The sequence below is a fragment of the Pseudomonas sp. Irchel s3b6 genome, assembly GCF_900187415.1.
Taxonomy (GTDB): domain Bacteria; phylum Pseudomonadota; class Gammaproteobacteria; order Pseudomonadales; family Pseudomonadaceae; genus Aquipseudomonas.
Map to the genome: position 1 here is coordinate 205348 of NZ_FYDM01000002.1, position 20770 is coordinate 226117.

Here is a 20770-nt window from a genome sequence, read left to right on the forward strand (position 1 = left end):
GCCGCAATAATGGCAAAAAGCTACGTACTGGTCGCTTTCAGAACGCTTGAGGTCGATCTGGTAATGCGCAGGCCCGAAAGAAAGCCAGTGCCCGTGAGTCACCGGCATAGGCCACATTGATGCGCAACCAATCACTGGCCCGGTCAGCCGGGCTGAACGCGGTCGTGGACGACAGCGAGACCCCCAAGCGCTCGGCGAGCGTACGTACCCGGGCCGGGTCACACGCCTTGGGTCGTGCCCAGAGGTACAGGCCGCCGGCGGGTTTGCCGAAGACCTCCCACTCGACCTCTTCCAGCGCCTGCAACGCGGCGCTCATGTCGCGTTTCAGGCGCTGACGCTGACGCTGCACCAGCTTGCGGTAAGCGCCATTAGCCAGCAGACAAGCCAGCACCGACTCACAAAACCGCGAAACACCCAGGCTGCTGATCATCTTGACCTGTGCCAGGCGCGCGATCCTTTCAGCGCTGGCCACCACGTAACCAACCCGCAACGAACTGCTGAGTGTTTTCGAAAAACTACCGACGTACACCACTCGCCCACCGGTATCCAGCGCGGCAAGACAGGTGCCCGTGCGCACCTGAAAGTCAGCATAAACGTCGTCCTCGACAATGATCAGCCCATGACGCCCGGCCATTTCCAGCACCCGCTGCGCCACGTCGCGAGTCAGGCAACTGCCCGTCGGGTTGTGAAACTGACTGTTGATGAACAGGGCCCGTGGCGCGTGCCCATCCAGCAACCGTTCCAGCACTTGGGTATCAGGCCCGCACGGGGTTCGAGGAACCTCCAGCAAACGGACGCCCCACAACCTGAGTTGCTCGAACAGATTCGAATAACCCGGGCTTTCCACCACGACACAATCACCCGGCTTGAGCAGCACCCGGATAATCAGATCAAGCCCTTGGGTAGCGCCTGCGGTCGTCAGCACCTGTTGCTCCTCGACAGCGATTGCCTGCTGCTTCAGACGTTTGACGATCTGTTGGCGCAAGGCTGGCAAGCCATGGGAGGTGCTGTAATTGAACAGTCCGGCCATGTCGGTGCCGGCCACCTGGCGAATGGCATAACGGAGGTCATCGCTCTCCCGCCAGCTTTCGGGCATGCCACCGCGCCCGAGCGGCAAGCTGTCCAAGGGGCCCTCACCTGCCGTACCACTGCCTGCGAGGCCCAACTCGGCAGCGCTACCGTGGGACACGGGCCGAGGCGCCGCGACAAAAAATGCCGAACCTTGACGCGAGGCGAGCACGCCCTGGGCAACCATGCGCTCATACGCCTCAACGACACTGGACTGGCTGAGCAGGTTATCCCGGGCCAGCTTCCGGATAGACGGCAAACGCGTTCCAGGTTCAACGCGACTCTGGCGAATCCAGCCCACGAGGGCGTCAACGATTTGCTGCACCACAGGCACCAGCGCCTGGCGATCGATTCTCAACTCCATGAGAGACCCACTCCAACTGTTTGATGGCATGTCCGAAAAACAGTTAAGCACAGGCCCCCTCACGTCGATGTGCGACAACGCCGCCAACACATGAGCGTCTAACTCTTTGAAACACAAACCGCAGCCACATTGCGAACACCGCCCCTTGTAGGAGCGAGCATGCTCGCGATGAACTCAAGAGCAATGCGTTTAATCAGAAAGTACGCATTATCGTTAACGTCCATCGCGAGCTTGCTCGCTCCTACAAGGGACGGTGATCTCGTCCAACCCTCAGAACGCCGTTACACCACCATCGACCGCCAGTGAATGGCCGGTGGTAAACGCTGCACCGTCGCTGCACAGGTACAACACTGCACTGGCGATTTCCTCCACCGTGCCAATGCGCCCTACCGGGTGCATGGCGGCGGCGAAGTCAGCCTTCTTCGGATCGGCTTCATAGGCGCGGCGGAACATATCAGTGGCGATCACCGCGGGGCACACCGCGTTCACCCGGATTTTTTCTTCGCGTACTCGATGGCGGCTGATTTGGTCAGGCCGATCACCGCATGCTTGGAAGCCGCGTAGATACTCATCTTGGGTGCTGCGCCAAGACCGGCCACCGAAGCAGTGTTGACGATGGCCCCGCCCCCCTGAGCGAGCATCAGCGGCAGTTGGTACTTCATGCACAACCAGACGCCCTTGACGTTGACGCCCATGATTGCATCGAACTCATCGAGGGTGCCCTCCGCCAGCCTGCCCTTTTCGATCTCGATCCCGGCATTGTTGAAGGCATAATCGAGGCGGCCATAAGTGTTCACTGCCTGGGCCATCAGGTGTTGCACGTCACTTTCCAGGGTCACGTTGCAGCGCACGAACACCGCCTCGCCGCCGGCCGCGCGGATCAGCTCGACGGTGCCTTCACCGCCCGCCACATCGAGGTCCGCGACGACTACTTTCAATCCCTCGGCGGCAAATGCCTGGGCGGTCGCACGGCCAATACCGGCCGCCGCACCTGTCACCAACGCTACCTGGCCGGAAAATCTCATGCTCATTGTTATGTCCTCGAAAGATGGGCGTGATCGCGCGGCCCCAGTCTAGCCACCCCGCCCCGTCACGCGGCACCACTATCAGAAGGCCGGTTGATTGCTCATGAGTGACAGTGATGAACCTCCCCGCCTGACTATCACTCCACTGGATCGACCTGTATTCGCTGCGTCGGCAAACCTTGCGACAACGGCCACGAGGGTCTATCAATCAGACTTCATCCACCCTTGAGTGCCCGCCATGACTGCCCAGACCAACCGTCAATTCCTGCTCGCCAAACGCCCGGTGGGGGCCGCGACCCGCGAGACCTTTACCTATCAGCAAGTTCCGGTCGGGGAACCGGCGGCCGGTCAGATCCTGGTCAAGAACGAATACCTGTCGCTGGACCCGGCCATGCGTGGCTGGATGAACGAAGGCAAGTCCTACATCCCACCCGTGGGCATCGGCGAAGTCATGCGTGCCTTGGGTGTAGGCCAGGTCATCGCCTCCAACCACCCGGGCTTTGCCGTGGGTGACTATGTGAACGGCGCGCTGGGTGTGCAGGACTACTTCGTCGGCGAGCCCCGTGGTTTCTACAAGGTCGATCCGAAACTGGCGCCCTTGCCGCGCTATTTGTCGGCGTTGGGCATGACCGGCATGACGGCCTACTTCGCCCTGCTGGACGTTGGCGCACCGAAGGCCGGGGATACCGTGGTGCTGTCGGGTGCCGCCGGCGCCGTCGGCAGCATTGCCGGTCAGATTGCCAAGCTCAAAGGCTGCCGTGTGGTGGGTATCGCCGGCGGTGCGGACAAGTGCAAGTTCCTGATCGACGAACTGGGCTTTGACGGTGCCATCGACTACAAGAGCGAAGACGTGCTCGCCGGCCTCAAGCGCGAATGCCCGAAAGGCGTGGACGTGTATTTCGACAACGTTGGCGGCGACATCCTCGACGCGGTGCTCAGCCGCTTGAACCTCAAGGCCCGCGTGGTGATCTGTGGCGCCATCAGTCAGTACAACAACAAGGAAGCGGTCAAGGGCCCGGCCAACTACCTGTCGCTACTGGTCAACCGTGCGCGCATGGAAGGCTTTGTGGTGATGGACTACGCCACGCAGTTCGCGGCCGCCGGGCAGGAAATGGCCGGCTGGATGGCCAAGGGGCAGCTCAAGAGCAAGGAAGATATCGTCGACGGGCTGGAGACGTTCCCGGAAACGCTGATGAAATTGTTCAGCGGAGAGAACTTTGGCAAGTTGGTGCTGAAGGTTTAACGCGCTACCTGGCGACGGCAAGATCCTGTGGGAAGGCGCGTGCTCACTCCCACAGGATCTTCAGTGCTTGATCAGGCCAGTTCGGCGACGACCGCGGCCAACGCCTTGGCCGGATCGGCCGCTTGGCTGATCGGACGGCCGATCACCAGATAATCGGAACCGGCGTCCAGCGCCTGACGCGGGGTCAGGATGCGACGCTGGTCGTCCTGGGCGCTGCCCGCCGGACGAATCCCCGGGGTCACCAGTTGCAGCGACGGGTGCGCCGACTTCAGGGCCTGGGCTTCCAGCGCCGAGCACACCAGGCCGTCCATCCCGGCCTTCTCCGCCAATGCGGCCAGGCGCAGCACCTGCTCTTGCGGCTCGATGTCCAGACCGATCCCGGCCAGGTCCTCACGTTCCATGCTGGTCAGCACGGTCACACCGATCAGCAACGGCTTTGGACCGTTGCGCTGGTCCAGCACTTCACGGCAGGCCGCCATCATGCGCAGGCCGCCAGAGCAGTGGACATTGACCATCCACACGCCCATTTCCGCAGCCGCCTTGACGGCCATGGCCGTGGTGTTGGGAATGTCGTGGAACTTGAGGTCCAGAAACACTTCAAAACCCTTGTCGCGCAGGGTCCCGACGATTTCCGAAGCACAGCTGGTAAACAGCTCTTTACCGACTTTGACCCGGCACAGTTTCGGGTCCAACTGGTCGGCCAGCTTCAGTGCGGCGTCACGGGTAGGGAAATCCAGGGCGACGATGATAGGAGTCTGGCAGGCGGACATGAGTGGGCTCTCAGGCAAGTCGAAATCGGCGCGCATTGTAGCGGAACACGAGCCCGTCCGGGACCCGATGATCAGTAAATCATCATCAACGGCGTCATTGGGCGGATAAAAACCCGGCATACACGCCATTTGCGTCGGGCCCGGCATGGGGGGCCCGACAGCAAAAATCGGTTATTCGCGCTTTTCTTCAACCCGCCCCTGACTCTTGCTCCAGTCGATCAACAGACTGTAGGCCACCGCCAACAGGGTCGGGCCGACAAACAGGCCGATAAAACCGAAGGCTATCAAGCCGCCGAACACCCCGAGCAGAACGATCACCAGCGGCAGGTTGCCACCACGGCTGATCAGGTACGGTTTGAGCACATTGTCGACACCGCTGATGATGAACGTGCCCCAGATACCGAGGAACACCGCCATACCATAATCGCCCTTCCACACCAGCCAGGCCGTGGCGGGAATCCACACCAACGGCGGCCCCATGGGAATCAGGCTGAGCAGGAACGTGACGATGCCCAGCACCAGCGCCCCCGGCACACCGGCAATCAGGAAGCCGATCAAGGCCAGGACGGCTTGGGCGGCGGCCGTGCCGATGACCCCGTTGACCACCCGCTGCACGGTACCGGCCACCAGCGAGATGTAGTAGCCGGCACGATCACCGATCAGGCGTTCCAGCAGGCGATGGACGAACATCGCCAGGCGTGGACCATCCCGATAGAAAAAGAACACGAAGACGATGCTCAAGGCCAGTTCGAGGATACCGCCACCGATCTGCGCGCTGCGCGCCAGCAACCAGTTGCCGACCTGCCCCAGGTAGGGCTTGACCGACAGCATCAGCGCCGCACCCTGCTGGTCGATGCTGTTCCAGATCCCCACCAGCCGTTCGCCGACCAGGGGCACACCGCCCAGCCACGCCGGCGCTTCGGGCAAGCCATCGACCTGCACATCCTTGAACAGCGCGGTTGCGTCGCGCACATGGTCCACCAGGTTGAACCCCAGCCACACCAGCGGCACCGCCACCAGCACCATCCAGCCGAGCGTCAGCACGCCCGCCGCGAGGGATTCACGACCATTGAGCCAGCGGGTCAGAAGACGCATCAGCGGCCAACTGGCGAACGCCAGCACCGCGCCCCAGAACAGCGCCGACCAGAAGGGCGCCATCACCCAGAAGCTGGCACCGAACAACACCAAAAGCAGGATCTGCACCAATAGCCGATCATTATTGAGCATGAAGAATCTCGAACAGGGTCAATCGACAAGGAGGCAGGCGAACGGCCGACAGCGCGCTCGCCTGCCACAAGCTTAACGCAGAAGCTCAAGCCGCAGGCCTGGCGTTTCCACTGTGCCAAGTTCCAGGCGCGCGGTACGCACGCCCTGATCGACCAGCGCCTGGCGCCAGGCTTCGGCATTAGCCCCGGACAAGCTGATGCGTAACGTGGTGTCCAGATTCAGCCCACGGGACAACAAGGTCAACCAGGCCGTTTGTGGGTCGCCGTTCAGGCGTGGCAGATCCAGCACTCCCGTGTCCTTGAGTTGACGCAACAAGGTGGCGGAGGTCGGCAACAGGTCACCCAGTGGCGCACTGGCTTCGAACTGCTCGACATGCAGGTACGCCCGGCGATTGCCGCGGGTGATGCTGTAGAGTGCCACCAGCGAATTGTCCTGGGGCGGCGCCAGACGCAACAGCAGGTAAGCCTGTGCGTTATCGACGCCGTAGAGCTTGGCGTTGCCAAAGACCTCATTGGCCCACAGGCTGCTTTCGCCACAATCACGGGCCTGGCACCAGAACAACAACTCGGCGCCCTGCTTCTGCAAGGCTTCGCGGGCTGCGGTAAAGGCCGAGAGGGACGAATGCTCCGGCGGCAGTTCGTAGGTCACCGAGGTCATGTGCCCACGGGCATTGACCTGCCCGTCGAAACGCAACTGGCCACTGATTTTGCGGATCGAACCCATTGGGTAAATCCGCTCGAGCTCAGCCGCCGGTCGGTAGTCGACAATCTGCGCATCCACCATCCGGGGCACCCCTGGTAGATCCTGGCTGCCGGGAACATCGGCGGCGACCACCAGCGCACTGAAACACCCTGCCGCAAGCCAGCAGGCAACACTCATGCTTTTCAAACTGGAAGGCACTCTCATCGGATCAGCATGGCCTGGGCGCCCTTGATGACGCTGGCGTCGTCAACGCGTTGCGGTACCAGCAAACCACGCTGCACGGCCGGGCGTTGCGCCATCGCCGCCATCCAGCGCTGCAGGGCGGGCAAGCCATCGACCGGGACCCCGGACCATTCATGGCCACGGACCCACGGGTAGGTCGCGATATCGGCAATGCTGTAGGCGTCGGCCAGGAACTCGACGGACTCCAGGCGGGTGTCGAGCACTTCATACAAGCGCCGGGTTTCATGCTGATAGCGGTCGATGGCGCCCTGCAGTTTTTCCGGAAAGTAGCGAAAAAACACATTGGCCTGGCCCTGCATCGGACCGATGCCGCCCATTTGAAACATCAGCCACTGGATCACCACCGAGCGCCCTTTCGGGTCCTTGGGCAGCAGTTGCCCACTCAGTTCAGCCAGATAGATGAGAATCGCGCCGGATTCGAACACGGCGAAATCCCCATTGGCGCGGTCGACAATCGCCGGAATCCGGCCATTGGGATTGATCTTGAGAAACTCGGGTGCCTTTTGTTCCTTCTTGTCGAAACTCAAGGCATGCACCGTGTAGGGCATGTCGAGTTCTTCGAGCACGATAGAGACCTTGTGGCCATTAGGGGTCGCAGCGGTGTAGAGATCTATCATGGTTGTCTCCCATTTCAACCCGCCCAGCCTCGACAGTTGCCCCGCGCAAGTCAAGGAATGGCGAAAAACCGATTGAAACAGTCTGCAACAAGGGTGGCGCCGGCCTCGTCATTCAGGTGCAAATGATGGCCACCCGGCAGCTGTTCTCGGCTAAAGGGTAGACGTTCCAGCAACGGAGCATGCCTGGCCAGCATCCCGTCAGCCGCCACCACCAGGTGCGCGGGGCACTGGATGCGCTGAACGAAGGACATGGCCTGTTCATCCGACAGGCGCAGCGGGGACGCCAGCGTCAGGCGGCTGTCGGTGCGCCAGGTGTAACCGCCGGGAACGGGCATCAACCCCCGTTGCGCCAGCAGTTCGGCCGCTTCGCGACTGACCGCCACCAGGCCTTTCATGCGCACTTCCACGGCCCGTTCCAGGGTGCTGTAGACCGGTTTGCTCTTGTGTTGCAGGTCCAGTTGCGCCTGCAGCGCCATGCCCATGCGTTCGGCGGCATTGTCGTGGGGGGTGGTGGGCGGAATCACCCCATCGATCAACGCCAGGTGCGTCACGCGCTCGGGCAACGCACCGGCCAGCACCACCGAGACAATCGCCCCCAGGGAGTGACCCAGCAGCGCAAAACGCTTCCAGCCCAGCTGTTCGGCAACCTGCAGCACATCGTGTGCGTAATCCCACAGGGCATAACCGGCGCCCAATGGCCGATGCCCGGAATGCCCATGCCCGGCCATGTCCAGGGCAACAATCCGCAAGCCCTCAAGCTTGGGCGCCAGCCGTGCAAAGCTGTTGGCGTTGTCCAGCCAGCCGTGCAGGGCAATCACCGGCAGACCGTCTTCGGGCCCGAACAGATGGGCCGCCAACTCAATATGCGGCAGGCTCAGGCGGACCTCTTCAACGCTGCTCACGCACAACTCCGGGCGCTGCGACCTTCCCAGCGGGTGAACAGATCCTTGAGCAGCGCGGCTGTGTCCTGTGGGCGCTCCAGCGGGAACATATGACCACCGGGCATGGTCAGCGATTCGCCTTGAGGCAGGCGGCCGACGGAGCTTGCGTGATGGCGCATGACCACCTTGCTCTGACGACCACGCACCACGGCCAGCGGCACTTTCAACTGGCGGGTGCGGCCCGGGCTGGTATGCGGCACGCCACGGTAGATACTGATCTCGGTGGCCGGATCAAAACGCAACCGCAGACGATCACCGACCTTGTGCAGGCCGTGCTGCAGATAGGCGTCAAAGCATTCCGGGTCAAAGCCACGAAACAGGGTCTTGCCAGCGAAGTAACGACGCGCCGACTCCAGGTCGGCAAACTCTTCGCGGCGCCCCAGGGTACGCCCCGCCGGGGTCAGTCGATCGATAAAGCCAAAGCGCTTGGCCGCGCGAATGACCCACTGATCCGTGCGGGTCAGCACGGGGGAATCGAGCATCACCACGCCGCGATACAGCTGCGGGCAACGCAAGGCGGCGTGCAGGTGCAGCACCCCGCCGAAGGAGTGCCCGACGCCCCACACAGGCCCGGGTTGCTGTTCCAGGTGATGAATCAGCTCATCCACCAGGTTGTACCAGTTGTCGTCCGCCGGAAACCTGGGGTCATGGGCATGCTGCTGCAGATGCGCGACCTGATACTCCGGCGACAGCGCGGCAAACAACTTGCCGTAAGTGCCTGAAGGAAAGCCATTGGCATGGGTGAAAAAAATCTGCTGCGGCATAACGGCGTGTCCATAAACAAAATCAGGTGTTGATTGTCCGCAAGACGCGATCCTGCGGCAATGACTGTAACTGCCATGAATGATGACAGTCAGGCCAATTGCACGGTGGACTCTGTGGCGAGGGAGCTTGCTCCCTCGTCACATGGAATGCTGATGTATCTCAACGAGCTGGTGGCGCCTCACCCAGCGGCACCACCGCCATGGTCAGGCGCGACACGCAACTGACCTTGCCTTCATCGCCGCTCAAGCGAATGTCCCAGACATGGGTGGTACGGCCGATGTGGATCGCCCTGGCGACCGCCGTCACCCTTCCGCTGCGCAGGCCGCGCAAGTGGTTGGCGTTGATTTCCAGGCCCACGCAGTAGTACTTGCTGGGGTCCAGGCACAGGAAACTGGCCATCGAGCCCACGGTTTCAGCCAGGACCACCGAGGCGCCGCCGTGCAACAAGCCAAAGGGCTGATGGGTACGGTGATCGACGGCCATGCTGGCGGTCAGTGACTCGTCATCAAAGGCTTCGAAGCGTATATCCAGCACTTCGCCAATGGTGTTCTTCTGAGTCTCGTTCAAGTGTTCAATGTTGGGAAGGGTCCGCCACAGGCTCATCACTACGTCCTTTGTTGTTGGTGTTGTCGCGGTCAATCCTGCCACAGGACCGCCTCGCTGCGCGCACTCCACTCTTCAAACCGGGCGCCATAAGCCGCTTCGATCACGTTGCGCTTGATCTTCAGGGTCGGGGTCAGGAAGCCGTTTTCCACCGCCCAGTTATCCTTGACCACCACCAGCTGGTGCAGGCGCTCATGCTTGTCGAGGGCACCATTGACCTCCTGCAACAGGCTTTCCAGGCTTGACTGCAACGCCGCGCGCGCGGCACTGGCGGCGTCCTGCAAGCCCACCGCCGACAGCACGCACAACCCCAGTGGCGCACTCAGTCCATCTCCGACCACACAAACTTGCTCAATGCGCGAATGCACCGCCAGGCGGTTTTCGATCGGTGCCGGCGCCACGTACTTGCCCTTGCTGGTCTTGAAGATCTCCTTGAGCCGCCCGGTCAGGCGCAGATAGCCCTCGGCGTCCTGCTCGCCCTTGTCGCCGGTGCGCAGGAAGCCGTCCTCCGTGAGGGTCTCGGCGGTCTTCTGCGGCTCCTTGAAATAACCCAGCATGGTCGCGCCGCTGCGCACCAGTACCTCGCCGGATTCATCGATGCGAACGTCCACCTCCGGGCAAGGCTTGCCGATCCAGCCGGGTCGGTTCTGGCCCGGCAGGGAAATATGGGAGTACCCGCAGCTTTCGGTCATGCCGTAGACCTCCAGCACGTCCAGCCCAAGGCGCTTGTACCAGTGCAGCAAGGCCAGCGGCACCGGCGCGGCACCGGACAGGGCAATGCGCAAGGCATCCAGGCCAAGTCCGGCGAGCACCTTGTGCCCGATCCGCTTGCCGATGATTGGCAGGCCCAGGAGAAAATCCAGGCGCTTGGCCGGTATCTTGCTGTACACCCCCATCTGGAACCGGGTCCAGATGCGCGGCACACCAAACAATGCGGTGGGCCGTGCGCGCTGCAAGTCGGCAAGGAAGGTGTCGAGGCTTTCGGCAAAGAACACCGTTTGCCCGGTATAGATGGACGCCAGCTCGACAAACATCCGCTCGGCGACATGGCACAGGGGCAAGTACGACAACAGCCGGTCCGACTCATTCAGGTTGAACAGCTGCGTGCCATGAGTGGTCGCAAACCCCAGGGTGCCAAAGCTGTGCATCACCCCCTTGGGCAGGCCGGTGGTGCCGGAGGTATAGATGATAGTCGCCAGCTCATCGGCACCTGGAGTCGGGTTGTCCTGGATCGGTGAGCTGCGCTGCAGATCCGCCCAACTGTAGTCGAACGCCCCCGCGGGACACAGCGGCAGGCTGATGGTGGGAAGCTCGGCCTTGACGCCCCTGGACATGCCCGGCCAGTCGTCGAGCTTGCCAATGAACGCCAGTGCCGCTTCCGAGTGCTCGAGCACCTGGGCCACCGAGTCGGCCGTCAGGTTGGGGTACAGCGGAACGGAAACATGCCCGGCCATCCAGATCGCCAGGTCGGCAATGATCCAGTGCGCGCAGTTTTTCGAAATCAGGGCAATGTGACTGCCCCTGGGCAATTCGCGGGCGCGTAGCCAGTGGGCGGCACACCGCGCCTGGTGCCCGACGTCAGCCCAGGTCAGGGTTTCCACCTGTCCGCCGCCCACGGGCTGCACCAGGAAGCGCTGATGAGGATGGCGAGCTTCGCGCTCGTAGAACACTTGCAGCGGCAAACGAAAAGCGGCGGACATGGAAGACGCTCCTTTTTGTTCGAGGTGGCGGCAAGCGTAGACCAACCAAGCGGTTGCTTGGTTATCTATTTGCAAAAAAGATCAATGCGAAATCTGCCCTGCCTGTCGATACCGTTTTGCCCGCGAAACAGACACGGCAAGACATCAGGCTCACCACAGTGAAGCGTTCGCGGGCAAGCCTTGCTCGAACAAAAGCAGGCTTACGGGTAATGCCAGTCAGTCAAGGAGACGAGGCGCATGTGTAGGAGCGAGCTAGCTCGCGATGGACGTCAACGATAACGCGTGCTTTCTGATTGAACGCGTTGCTCTTGAGTTCATCGCGAGCGCTCGAGCGTCGACCGGCTGCTCCTACAAGGGGCGGCGCTCGCTTAACTGGCCAGCAGGCTTACGGGTGCTTGACGCTGTTGAGCGTCATCGCCCCCGCCAGTGGGTAATCCGCTTCAAGCTCGGCCAGGCTGGCGGTGTGCATCGGTTGCGGTGCACGCAAGTGGCCGTGCTGCAACAAGCCGATCAGGTTGCCCACCAACGGCTGATGGCTGACCAGCAGGATGTTGTCCGCATAGTCGAGGTGGCCGGCGACCGCCAACGGATTATTGTCCGACGTCAGCCAGGGCACGGTGAGAATCTGCGGCTCGAACCCCAATGCCTCGCGCACCAGTTGCGCCGTCTGCTGGGCGCGGACATAGGGGCTGGCGATGATGGCGTTCAGCGGCTGGCCGATCAGGTGCGCGGCACTGCGCAGCACCTCTTCGCGACCCTGCGCAGTCAGCTCCCGTTCGGCATCGCTGGGGGCGTAGGGCTCGGCCTGGCCGTGACGCAACACCCAGAGTTTCATAGCTTCGGCTCCTCGTCCCGGGTCGGGTGCGGCGCCGGAGCCACAGCATGCGGGGCCTCGCCTTCAGGCGTGCGCGGGGTTGGCCAATCGGCGAACGGCCAGGGTTTCTGGTCGCTATGGAAGCTGCCGAAGCGGCCGATCTGCGCCAGGAACTGGCTGAGGCTGTCACCGAAGTTCATCAGGCTGGCACTCGGGGCACCGTAGATCAGCCGATAGATCAACTGCACCAGCACCACGGCACCAAGGATAAATTGCGCCACCTGCCAGACCAGCACATAGACCAGCATCCACAACACACGCAGCAGGATGGATTCGTACTTGGCTTCTGCTTTTGGATCGCTCATGTCTTGCTCCCAGTCCCTGTAAATTGAGTGCTCAGTTAAAACCGCTGGTGGAGATAAAGTCGACATCGGTTTTCGGTTCGCCACGCATCAGCAGTTCAATCACCTGCTCCAGCGTGCGCCCTTCGAACAGAATGGCATGCAGCCCCGCGACCAACGGCATATAGACCCCTACTTCCTGGGCCTTGGCCTTGAGCACCTTGAGAGTATTGACGCCCTCGGCGACTTCGCCCAGGCGGGTCACCGCCTCTTCCAGGCTCAAGCCCTGACCGAGGGCAAAACCGACCTGATAGTTACGGCTCTTGGGTGACGAACAGGTCACGATCAGATCGCCCACCCCGGCCAGCCCCAGGAAGGTCATCGGGTTGGCACCCTGGTTCACGGCAAAGCGCGTCATTTCCGCCAGCGCGCGCGTGATCAGCATGCTCTTGGTATTTTCGCCCATGCCCAGCGCGACCGCCATGCCGGCAATGATGGCGTAAACGTTTTTCAGCGCCCCGCCCAGTTCGACACCAAAGCGGTCGGCGCTGGCGTAGACGCGGAAGGTACGACCGTGCAGCGCCGCCTGTACACGCTGGCAAAGCGCTTCGTCTTCACTGGCAACCACCGTGGCCGTCAGCGCATGCTCGGCCACTTCACGTGCCAGGTTAGGCCCGGACAACACGCCAATCCGCGCTTGTGGAGCGATCTCCTGAAGGATCTCGCTCATCAGCTTGAAGGTGTGGGCTTCGATGCCCTTGGTCAGGCTCACCAGCAGCTTGCCACTCAGTCGCTCGGCATGAGGGGCGAGCACCGCGCGCAGGGCACTGGACGGCAGCGCGACGAAGCACAGGTCGCACTCGGTCAGGGTGGCCAGCAAATCGGTGACCGGCTCCACGGCCGGATGCACCTTGATACCCTTGAGGTAGCGAGGGTTTTCACGATTGACGCGAATGGCCTCCGCCTGCTCGGGATCTCGCATCCATTGCCGCACCTGGTGACCGTTTTCGGCCAGCAGATTAGCCACAGCGGTACCAAAACTTCCGCCTCCCAGGACCGCAATCGGGCGCTGTTCAGTCATATTCAATCCATTCATCCAAACCAGTGGCGATGTCCGCATTATACGGAGCGGTCCACCATCGGCCAGCCCCTGCGACAATTACCAGCATTTGTAGGAAGGTTGAGAATAAAACCCAGGAAAACGCCAGCATCGTGACTGGAAAACCCAACCGGCTCGGTTAACATGCGCGACATCTAAACGCTATCAAGGCTGCACCGTGTCTGTTGGCCCCACTCACCTACGCCCCTCGCTGGCACTGGCACTGATCTTCAGCGACGTGCTGCTGGCCGATGACCTGTTCCTCGACAATGCGCAGCTGCCGCAAGTGCTGACCGCCACTCGCCTCAAACAGTCGCCGGCCGCCGTACCGGGCAGCATGACCGTGCTCGACAGCGAACTGATCAAGACCAGCGGGGCCCGGGACATCAGCGAACTGCTCAGGCTGGTACCGGGGATGATGGTCGGCAATATCAGCGGCAACCAGGCGGTGGTGAACTACCACGGTAGCAATGCCGATGGCGCACGACGCATGCAAGTGCTGATCGACGGCCGCTCGGTGTACCGCGCAGGCCTGGCGACGGTGGACTGGAGCGACATTCCGGTAGCCATGGAGGACATCGAGCGCATCGAAGTCTTCCGTGGGCCGAACACGGTCAGCTACGGTGCCAATGCGCTGATGGCGGTGGTCAACATCATCACCCGCGCCCCATCGGCCAGTCATGGCACGCGACTGAAGGTCACCCGGGGTGAGCGCGGCATCGACGACTGGTACGCCAGCCAGGGCACCGGCTGGGAAACCGGCGACCTGCGCCTGTCGCTGTCCGGCCAGCAGGATGACGGTTTCGATTCGGACCGCCAGGGTGACGATTACCGCGACAGTCGACGCCTGAACCGCTTCAACCTGGCCGTCAGTCAAACCCTCGACGAGCAACAGAGCATTGACTGGCAGCTCAACGCCAAAGATGGCAGCAACCAGCGGCCCTATACCTACCGCCCGGTATTTTCCGGGATTACCGCTGCCGGCAATAACTCCGACGTAACCGCCAAGGACTACGCCGGCTCATTGCGCTGGAATTTGGACATCAACCCCGATCACAGCCTGTATATTCAGGGCTCGGCACAGCACTGGGATCGCCAGCAAACCTGGCGAGCCTGCGACGCCGAGGTGTCGTTCAGCCCGCAGCTCACTGACCTCTGGCAGCTCAACCCCAACTACGCCGAACAACTGGCGCGGCACATGCAAAGCTATACCGGTCCAGGCGCACCCAGCGGCACGCCAGCGGAACAGGCACTGGGCAATCAAGTGCTTGAGCAGTGGAAAGCGGGCGCCAGTCAGACCGTCTGCGGCGACATAGACCAAAGCTCCCGGGAATCGCGTTACGACCTTGAGCTGCAGGACACCCTGAGCCTGTCCGATAGCCTGCGACTGGTCAGCGGCATGAACTATCGTTACGACCGGGCCGACTCCGAGACGTACTTCAATGGCACCCTCGATGACACGACCTGGCGAGGGTTCGGCCAGCTGGAGTGGCGTGCCACTGAACACTGGCTGCTTCAGGGCGGCGCCATGTACGAAAACTCCCGGCTGATCGGTGACTCCCTGACCCCTCGGGTGGCGATCAATTACCTGATCAATCCACGCCATGGCCTGCGCGCGGTGTACTCCGAAGCCGTCCGCTCCCCGGACATGTTCGAGAACAACGTCAACTGGAGCTATCAGGTGACCGCGCTCAACCCCGGAGCCTATGGCCGGAGCAGCGCCCGATACTTCGTCAAGACCCGCGGCCCCGGCGACCTCGAACAGGAACACATGCGCTCACGAGAACTGGGCTATAACGGCTTTTTCGTGGACTGGGGACTGAACGCCGATATAAAGCTGTTCCACGATGAAATCACCGGCATGATCAGTGAACCGCTGCGCAACAACCAATACATCGCCAGCAACGCCAACTCCGCACGCTTCAGCGGCACGGAGGCCCAGCTGGACTGGCACCTGGGCGTTGCCGACCGGTTGCGCCTGACGTATGCCTATGTCGACGCCCAGGCCAGCAACCCCCAGGATGAACAACTGACTGCGCGCAACAGTGGTTCGGCCGGCTGGCTGCGCAACTGGGGCAACGACTGGAACAGCGCACTGTTCTACTACGGTGATGACGCGCTCAACGGCTACCGCTTCGAGCGCGTCGACACACGGATTGCCAAACGCCTCAGCCTGGGCAAGGCCAGCCTGGAACTGGCCGGTGTCCTCCAGCAACGCCTCGACAATCAACCGACCACTGTTGCCGACAACAACTATGACTCACGCCAGGTGCTCTATTTCAGCGCCGAGCTGGTGTTCTGACATGGCCGACATTCGCAACCGGTTCCGTCTCTTGAGCAGCCTTCGCCCCTGGGCCATCCTGCTGTTTTCCTGCCTGATAGCCCTGCCCGTGCGGGCGGCCGATGTGCTGTTGACCGCCGCCGACGACACGCCTGGCATGCAAGCCTTCACCCATGCCCTGGCCGGGCAGCGGCCCAAGGACCAGGTGCGCTTTGTCCCGCTGAGCGAACTGCCCCCACCGTCGCGCATCCCCAGCAGTACACGCCTTATTCTGCTGGACCTGGCCGCCCTGGACTGGCGCCTGCAAGACAGCCAGGGACCGCCGACACTGGTGTTGCGCGTCAGCCGCCTGCAGGCCAATCAACGTGTGGGCGACACCCGACCGCTGCACCTGAGCCTGCTCTGGAGCGACCCACCCTTGAGCCGACAGCTGCGCCTGACCCGTAACCTGTTGCCGCAAGCCAGGCGCGTGGGCGTGCTGTATGGAAAAAACAGCGAATTCCTGCTCAAGGAACTGCATCAGGCAGCCCACCAACTGTCGCTGGAAATCGTCAGCGAGCGCTGGGACAACACCAATGACAGCAGGCCCCTGCAGACATTGCTCAGCAACAGCGATGTATTGCTGGGGCTCGACGACCCGGACCTGTATAACCCGAAAACGGCCAAGAACCTGCTGCTCAGCAGCTATGGCCAACAGCTTGCCCTGATCGGCCCCAACGCCGGCTTCGTCAAGGCCGGCAGCCTGGCCAGCACCTACAGCGACCAGAGCGACTGGCTGGCGGTCCTTGGCGACTTGCTTGACCGGGCACCGGTCAGTTGGCCGCGCAGCCTCTACCCGAATCGCTTCAAGGTCGCCAACAATCCGCAAGTCACACGCTCCCTGGGGATCGGACAGATAGACCCCACTGAGGTTGCAACGCAGCTGGCCGAAGGAGAACACCTTCCATGACGTTCCGTCGCCATTGGGGCATCAATACCCGCACCCAGGTCATCAGCCTTGGCCCGGCGCTGCTGCTGACCCTGCTGCTGATCAGCTTCTTTACCTTCGTACGGATCCAGGACCTGCGCCAGGAGCTCAACCACACCGGGCAACTGATCGCCAACCAACTGGCCCCGGCCACCGAATACGGGGTGATTTCCGGCAACCGGGAAGTACTCGAAAGCCTGATGAAAGCGACCCTGGCCACCCCTCACGTACGCTTTTTGCAAGTACAGGACAGCGCCAACAATGTGCTGGTATATGTCGAGCAACCCGATGCCAGCAAAGGGCGCCCACAACAGGTCGAGGTGTTCCAGGCCCCGGTGCGCTTGCAACGGATCCGGCTCAACGATGACTTCCTGCAAGGCTCGCCCCCCACCCCGGGCACTTCCGAAGATTATCTGGGGCGGGTGATTGTCGGCATGTCCAACGATGCCTTCAGCCAGCGGCAAAAGGAGATCGTGTTCAAGGCCGGGATCCTGGCGCTGTTTGCCCTGCTCTTCACTTTTCTACTGGCACGCCGTCTGGCCGCCAGCCTATCGGAGCCAATCAGCGCCATGGGCAACGCCGTCAAGGCGATCCAGCAAGGCGACTACCAGAGGCCACTGCCGATCGTCGACGACGCCGAACTGGGCAGCCTGTCACGCCATATCAACAACCTTGCCGATGGCCTGGAGCAGGCCAGCCGCGAACAGCATCAGGCCATGGCGCAACTGATCCAGACGCGCGAAGAAGCGGAAAAGGCCAACAGCGCCAAGTCCGACTTCCTGGCAATGATGAGCCATGAGTTGCGCACCCCCATGAACGGCGTGCTGGGCATGTTGCAGCTGCTGGAGACCACCGAGATGACGGCAGAGCAAACCGAGTACGCCGCACTGGCATCGGAGTCCACCGAACACCTGCTCAAGGTCATCAACGACATCCTCGACTTCTCACGCATCGAGCGCTCGGCACTGGAGCTGGAACACATCCCGTTCAACCTCGCCGAGCTGATCGGCAGCTGCGCCCAGGCCTTCGCCCACAGCGCCGCTCAGCGCGGCTTGAGCCTTGAACTGAAGTTTCCCAACGGCATGCAGGCCTTGCAGGTCGCAGGCGATCCGACCCGAATTCGGCAAATTCTGGTCAATCTGATCGGCAATGCGCTGAAGTTCACCGAACAAGGGCAGATCACCATCGAACCCCAATGGCAATCGCTGGACCACGAACTGCTGTGGTTCACCTGCTCGGTACGTGACAGCGGGATTGGTATCGCGGCCGAGAGTCTGGAACTGATGTTCAACGCCTTCCAGCAGGCCGACAGTTCCATCTCCCGGCGATACGGCGGCACCGGCCTGGGCTTGCCGATCGCTCGTACGCTGGCCGAGCGGATGGGCGGCACATTGCGCGCGCAAAGCGAGGAAGGACAAGGTTCGGTATTTACCCTGGAAGTGCCGCTGGCCCTGTCCCGCCAGACATTACCGGTGCCGGTGCCACGCACGCCTGCGGGCAACCATCACGGTGAGGGGCGCAATGTGCTGCTGGTGGAGGACAACCCGGTCAACCTCACCGTCATCGAAGCCATGCTGCGCAGCCTGGGGTTTACCGTCAGTATCGCCACCGACGGCGCGCAGGCCGTACACAGCGCCGAAAACCAGGCGTTCGAGGCCATCCTGATGGATTGTCGGCTGCCAACGCTCGACGGTTACGAAGCCACCCGGCAAATCCGCCAACTGCCCGGCTGCGGCGAGCTACCGATCATCGCCTTGACCGCCAATGCCTTGCAGGGTGACCGTGAAGCCTGCTTGTCGGCGGGAATGAACGATTACCTGGCCAAGCCGTTCAAACGCACTGATCTGCAACAAATTCTGCAGCGTTGGGTACAGTAGTGCAGTGCTTTCGACCATCTGCGACTGGCGTGAAAGGCGAAAGTGCGGCAGTCTTAGGCACCTGCACAGGCTCGATTTTGGGCTTGAATAATAATTTCAGTGCACAAGTGTACATTCATGTCCCTTGTGCTGTGACTTTCACTACAACGCAATAGTCTATGAGTAGGCTGCCAGCTCAAGGCACGATTGCTTTGACTGGCCGGGAAGATTTGCCCCACCTGCCACATGGGACTATTGAGGAGCTCGCATGACCAAACAACACGCCTTTACCCGGGAAGACCTGCTGCGCTGCAGTCGCGGTGAGCTGTTCGGCCCAGGTAACGCGCAACTGCCCGCCCCGAACATGCTGATGGTAGATCGCATCACCCTGATCAGTGAAGAAGGCGGCAAGTACGGCAAAGGTGAATTGGTCGCCGAGCTGGATATCACTCCGGACCTGTGGTTCTTCGGCTGCCACTTCGAAGGTGACCCGGTGATGCCAGGCTGCCTGGGCCTCGATGCCATGTGGCAACTGGTCGGCTTCTTCCTCGGCTGGCAAGGCCTGCCTGGCCGTGGCCGGGCCCTGGGTTCGGGCGAAGTGAAATTCTTTGGCCAGGTACTGCCGACGGCCAAGAAAGTCACCTATAACATTCATATCAAGCGCGTCCTCAAAGGCAAGCTGAACCTGGCCATCGCCGACGGTTCGGTGACTGTCGACGGTCGCGAAATCTACACCGCCGAAGGCCTCCGGGTCGGCGTGTTCACCTCCACTGACAACTTCTAAGGGTTATTCGCATGCGCCGCGTCGTTATCACTGGTCTGGGCATTGTTTCGTGCCTGGGCAATGACAAAGAGACCGTCTCCGCTAACCTGCGTGCAAGCCGCCCTGGCATCCGGTTCAACCCGGAATATGCCGAAATGGGTCTGCGTAGCCAGGTTTCCGGCTCCATTGACCTGCCACTCGAAGAGCTGATCGATCGCAAGATCTATCGCTTCGTCGGCCACGCGGCGGCTTACGCCTACCTGGCCATGAAAGACGCCATCGCTGACTCCGGCCTGACCGAAGAGCAAGTGTCCAACCCGCGTACCGGCCTGATCGCCGGCTCCGGTGGCGCATCGACCCTGAACCAGATGGAAGCGCTGGATATCCTGCGCGAAAAAGGCGTCAAGCGCGTCGGCCCATACCGCGTTACGCGGACCATGAGCAGCACGGTTTCCGCTTGCCTGGCCACTCCATTCAAGATCAAGGGCCTGAACTACTCCATCGCTTCTGCCTGCGCCACCAGTGCTCACTGCATCGGTACCGCCATGGAACAGATCCAGATGGGCAAGCAGGACATCGTGTTCGCCGGCGGCGGTGAAGAAGAACACTGGAGCCAGTCGTTCCTGTTCGACGCCATGGGCGCACTGTCCAGCCAGTACAACGAGACCCCGGAGAAAGCCTCCCGTGCCTACGACGCCAAGCGTGATGGTTTCGTCATCGCCGGCGGTGGCGGCATGGTCGTGGTCGAGGAGCTGGAGCACGCTCTGGCCCGTGGCGCGAAGATCTACGCGGAAATCGTCGGCTACGGCGCGACGTCCGATGGCTACGACATGGTCGCGCCAAGCGGCGAAGGCGCCATCCGCTGCATGCAGATGGCCATGTCCACCGTCGACGCTCCGATCGACTACCTGAACACCCACGGCACCTCGACTCCGGTCGGCGACGTCATGGAAATGAAAGGTGTGCGTGAAGTGTTCGGCGACAAGGCCCCGGCCATCAGCTCCACCAAGAGCCTGTCGGGTCACTCCCTGGGCGCCGCCGGCGTTCACGAAGCGATCTACTGCATGCTGATGATGGAAGGCAACTTCATGGCAGGTTCGGCCAACATCGACGAACTTGATCCGGAAGTGGCAGACATGCCAATCCTGACCAAGACCCGTGAAGACGTGGCCTTCAACACCGTGATGAGCAACAGCTTCGGCTTCGGTGGCACCAATGCCACCCTGGTACTGAAGCGCTGGCAGGGCAAGTAATACCCCGCCACAACGCCGCACATGAAAACGCCCCGACTGGTTCGGGGCGTTTTTTATTGTCTTGGATTTATCACTGACACCCTGACGGCGCTGAATTACCCCTCATGGAGGCAGGCTACGGTCGAACC

At 61.8% G+C, this 20770-nt stretch carries 18 protein-coding genes and 1 pseudogene; 6 read left to right on the forward strand and 13 right to left on the reverse strand.

All coding sequences use genetic code 11. The features are described from left to right. Positions 1-37: 37 nt before the first annotated feature. A complete protein-coding gene (locus CKW07_RS04495) occupies positions 38-1432 on the reverse strand; it encodes a PLP-dependent aminotransferase family protein (protein ID WP_095143783.1) in 1395 nt (464 codons plus the stop codon). A gap of 270 nt (positions 1433-1702) precedes the next feature. Beyond that, a pseudogene (locus tag CKW07_RS04500) lies at positions 1703-2463 on the reverse strand (SDR family oxidoreductase). A 232-nt stretch (positions 2464-2695) separates the two neighbouring features. Between CKW07_RS04500 and CKW07_RS04505 the strand changes: the two are divergent. Beyond that, positions 2696-3700, forward strand: coding sequence for an NADP-dependent oxidoreductase (locus CKW07_RS04505; RefSeq protein WP_095143784.1), 1005 nt, complete (start codon positions 2696-2698; stop codon positions 3698-3700). A 71-nt stretch (positions 3701-3771) separates the two neighbouring features. Here the strand turns inward: CKW07_RS04505 and pyrF are convergent, their stop codons facing one another. The 11 genes from pyrF to CKW07_RS04560 all read right to left on the reverse strand — a co-directional run bounded on the left by pyrF (position 3772) and on the right by CKW07_RS04560 (position 13504). Further along, the gene (pyrF, locus tag CKW07_RS04510; RefSeq protein ID WP_176465270.1) at positions 3772-4470 is read right to left on the reverse strand and encodes an orotidine-5'-phosphate decarboxylase; all 699 of its coding nucleotides are present in this window, start codon (positions 4468-4470) and stop codon (positions 3772-3774) included. 171 nt (positions 4471-4641) lie between these two features. Continuing rightward, positions 4642-5697 (reverse strand): AI-2E family transporter, encoded by a 1056-nt coding sequence (locus CKW07_RS04515; protein WP_095143786.1) that lies wholly within the window; start codon positions 5695-5697, stop codon positions 4642-4644. A gap of 72 nt (positions 5698-5769) precedes the next feature. Beyond that, the gene (locus tag CKW07_RS04520; RefSeq protein WP_371850637.1) at positions 5770-6576 is read right to left on the reverse strand and encodes a DUF4892 domain-containing protein; all 807 of its coding nucleotides are present in this window, start codon (positions 6574-6576) and stop codon (positions 5770-5772) included. Between the two features lie 23 nt (positions 6577-6599). Then, complete coding sequence (locus CKW07_RS04525) at positions 6600-7259, reverse strand: glutathione S-transferase family protein (RefSeq protein WP_095143788.1); 660 nt, start codon at positions 7257-7259, stop codon at positions 6600-6602. Positions 7260-7309: 50 nt separating this feature from the next. Then, positions 7310-8161 carry an alpha/beta hydrolase gene (locus CKW07_RS04530; protein ID WP_095143789.1) on the reverse strand — a complete coding sequence of 284 codons (852 nt, stop codon included), beginning with the start codon at positions 8159-8161 and terminating at the stop codon, positions 7310-7312. Next, on the reverse strand, positions 8158-8964 hold the full coding sequence (locus CKW07_RS04535; RefSeq protein ID WP_095143790.1) for an alpha/beta fold hydrolase: 807 nt from the start codon (positions 8962-8964) through the stop codon (positions 8158-8160). Before CKW07_RS04535 ends, CKW07_RS04530 begins: the two co-directional genes overlap by 4 nt. 160 nt (positions 8965-9124) lie before the next feature. Continuing rightward, positions 9125-9568 (reverse strand): hotdog fold thioesterase, encoded by a 444-nt coding sequence (locus CKW07_RS04540; protein WP_095143791.1) that lies wholly within the window; start codon positions 9566-9568, stop codon positions 9125-9127. A gap of 32 nt (positions 9569-9600) precedes the next feature. Beyond that, positions 9601-11268, reverse strand: a complete 1668-nt coding sequence (locus CKW07_RS04545; protein WP_095143792.1) for an AMP-binding protein — start codon at positions 11266-11268, stop codon at positions 9601-9603. A 385-nt stretch (positions 11269-11653) separates the two neighbouring features. Then, positions 11654-12103: a phosphohistidine phosphatase SixA gene (sixA, locus tag CKW07_RS04550; RefSeq protein WP_095143793.1), complete on the reverse strand. Its 450-nt coding sequence runs from the start codon at positions 12101-12103 to the stop codon at positions 11654-11656. Beyond that, entirely contained in the window at positions 12100-12447 is a 348-nt protein-coding gene (locus tag CKW07_RS04555) for a DUF4389 domain-containing protein (protein ID WP_095078757.1), read from the reverse strand. The genes sixA and CKW07_RS04555 overlap by 4 nt, the downstream gene beginning before the upstream one ends. 31 nt (positions 12448-12478) lie before the next feature. Further along, positions 12479-13504, reverse strand: coding sequence for an NAD(P)H-dependent glycerol-3-phosphate dehydrogenase (locus CKW07_RS04560; protein WP_095143794.1), 1026 nt, complete (start codon positions 13502-13504; stop codon positions 12479-12481). A gap of 196 nt (positions 13505-13700) precedes the next feature. On the opposite strand from CKW07_RS04560, the gene CKW07_RS04565 reads away from it, so the two are divergent. The 5 genes from CKW07_RS04565 (at position 13701) to fabB (ending at position 20642) form a co-directional block, all read left to right on the forward strand. Further along, positions 13701-15824 (forward strand): TonB-dependent siderophore receptor, encoded by a 2124-nt coding sequence (locus CKW07_RS04565; protein WP_095143795.1) that lies wholly within the window; start codon positions 13701-13703, stop codon positions 15822-15824. Between the two features lies 1 nt (position 15825). Next, positions 15826-16752 carry an ABC transporter substrate-binding protein gene (locus tag CKW07_RS04570; RefSeq protein ID WP_095143796.1) on the forward strand — a complete coding sequence of 309 codons (927 nt, stop codon included), beginning with the start codon at positions 15826-15828 and terminating at the stop codon, positions 16750-16752. Beyond that, complete coding sequence (locus tag CKW07_RS04575) at positions 16749-18647, forward strand: ATP-binding protein (protein WP_095143797.1); 1899 nt, start codon at positions 16749-16751, stop codon at positions 18645-18647. The genes CKW07_RS04570 and CKW07_RS04575 overlap by 4 nt, the downstream gene beginning before the upstream one ends. 247 nt (positions 18648-18894) lie before the next feature. Then, positions 18895-19410, forward strand: a complete 516-nt coding sequence (gene fabA / locus CKW07_RS04580; RefSeq protein ID WP_095143798.1) for a 3-hydroxyacyl-[acyl-carrier-protein] dehydratase FabA — start codon at positions 18895-18897, stop codon at positions 19408-19410. An 11-nt stretch (positions 19411-19421) separates the two neighbouring features. Then, positions 19422-20642, forward strand: coding sequence for a beta-ketoacyl-ACP synthase I (fabB, locus tag CKW07_RS04585; RefSeq protein WP_095143799.1), 1221 nt, complete (start codon positions 19422-19424; stop codon positions 20640-20642). Positions 20643-20770: the final 128 nt, after the last annotated feature.

What these genes read in the sequence shown, in the direction of transcription:
- CKW07_RS04575 (WP_095143797.1), top strand. Translation starts at nt 16,749, where the DNA reads ATGACGTTCCGTCGCCATTGGGGCATCAATACCCGCACCCAGGTCATC.
- pyrF (WP_176465270.1), bottom strand. Translation starts at nt 4,470, where the DNA reads ATGTCCGCCTGCCAGACTCCTATCATCGTCGCCCTGGATTTCCCTACC.
- sixA (WP_095143793.1), bottom strand. Translation starts at nt 12,103, where the DNA reads ATGAAACTCTGGGTGTTGCGTCACGGCCAGGCCGAGCCCTACGCCCCC.
- fabB (WP_095143799.1), top strand. Translation starts at nt 19,422, where the DNA reads ATGCGCCGCGTCGTTATCACTGGTCTGGGCATTGTTTCGTGCCTGGGC.
- CKW07_RS04570 (WP_095143796.1), top strand. Translation starts at nt 15,826, where the DNA reads ATGGCCGACATTCGCAACCGGTTCCGTCTCTTGAGCAGCCTTCGCCCC.
- CKW07_RS04555 (WP_095078757.1), bottom strand. Translation starts at nt 12,447, where the DNA reads ATGAGCGATCCAAAAGCAGAAGCCAAGTACGAATCCATCCTGCTGCGT.
- CKW07_RS04505 (WP_095143784.1), top strand. Translation starts at nt 2,696, where the DNA reads ATGACTGCCCAGACCAACCGTCAATTCCTGCTCGCCAAACGCCCGGTG.
- CKW07_RS04560 (WP_095143794.1), bottom strand. Translation starts at nt 13,504, where the DNA reads ATGACTGAACAGCGCCCGATTGCGGTCCTGGGAGGCGGAAGTTTTGGT.
- CKW07_RS04515 (WP_095143786.1), bottom strand. Translation starts at nt 5,697, where the DNA reads ATGCTCAATAATGATCGGCTATTGGTGCAGATCCTGCTTTTGGTGTTG.
- CKW07_RS04525 (WP_095143788.1), bottom strand. Translation starts at nt 7,259, where the DNA reads ATGATAGATCTCTACACCGCTGCGACCCCTAATGGCCACAAGGTCTCT.
- fabA (WP_095143798.1), top strand. Translation starts at nt 18,895, where the DNA reads ATGACCAAACAACACGCCTTTACCCGGGAAGACCTGCTGCGCTGCAGT.
- CKW07_RS04520 (WP_371850637.1), bottom strand. Translation starts at nt 6,576, where the DNA reads ATGAGTGTTGCCTGCTGGCTTGCGGCAGGGTGTTTCAGTGCGCTGGTG.
- CKW07_RS04495 (WP_095143783.1), bottom strand. Translation starts at nt 1,432, where the DNA reads ATGGAGTTGAGAATCGATCGCCAGGCGCTGGTGCCTGTGGTGCAGCAA.
- CKW07_RS04540 (WP_095143791.1), bottom strand. Translation starts at nt 9,568, where the DNA reads ATGAGCCTGTGGCGGACCCTTCCCAACATTGAACACTTGAACGAGACT.
- CKW07_RS04535 (WP_095143790.1), bottom strand. Translation starts at nt 8,964, where the DNA reads ATGCCGCAGCAGATTTTTTTCACCCATGCCAATGGCTTTCCTTCAGGC.
- CKW07_RS04545 (WP_095143792.1), bottom strand. Translation starts at nt 11,268, where the DNA reads ATGTCCGCCGCTTTTCGTTTGCCGCTGCAAGTGTTCTACGAGCGCGAA.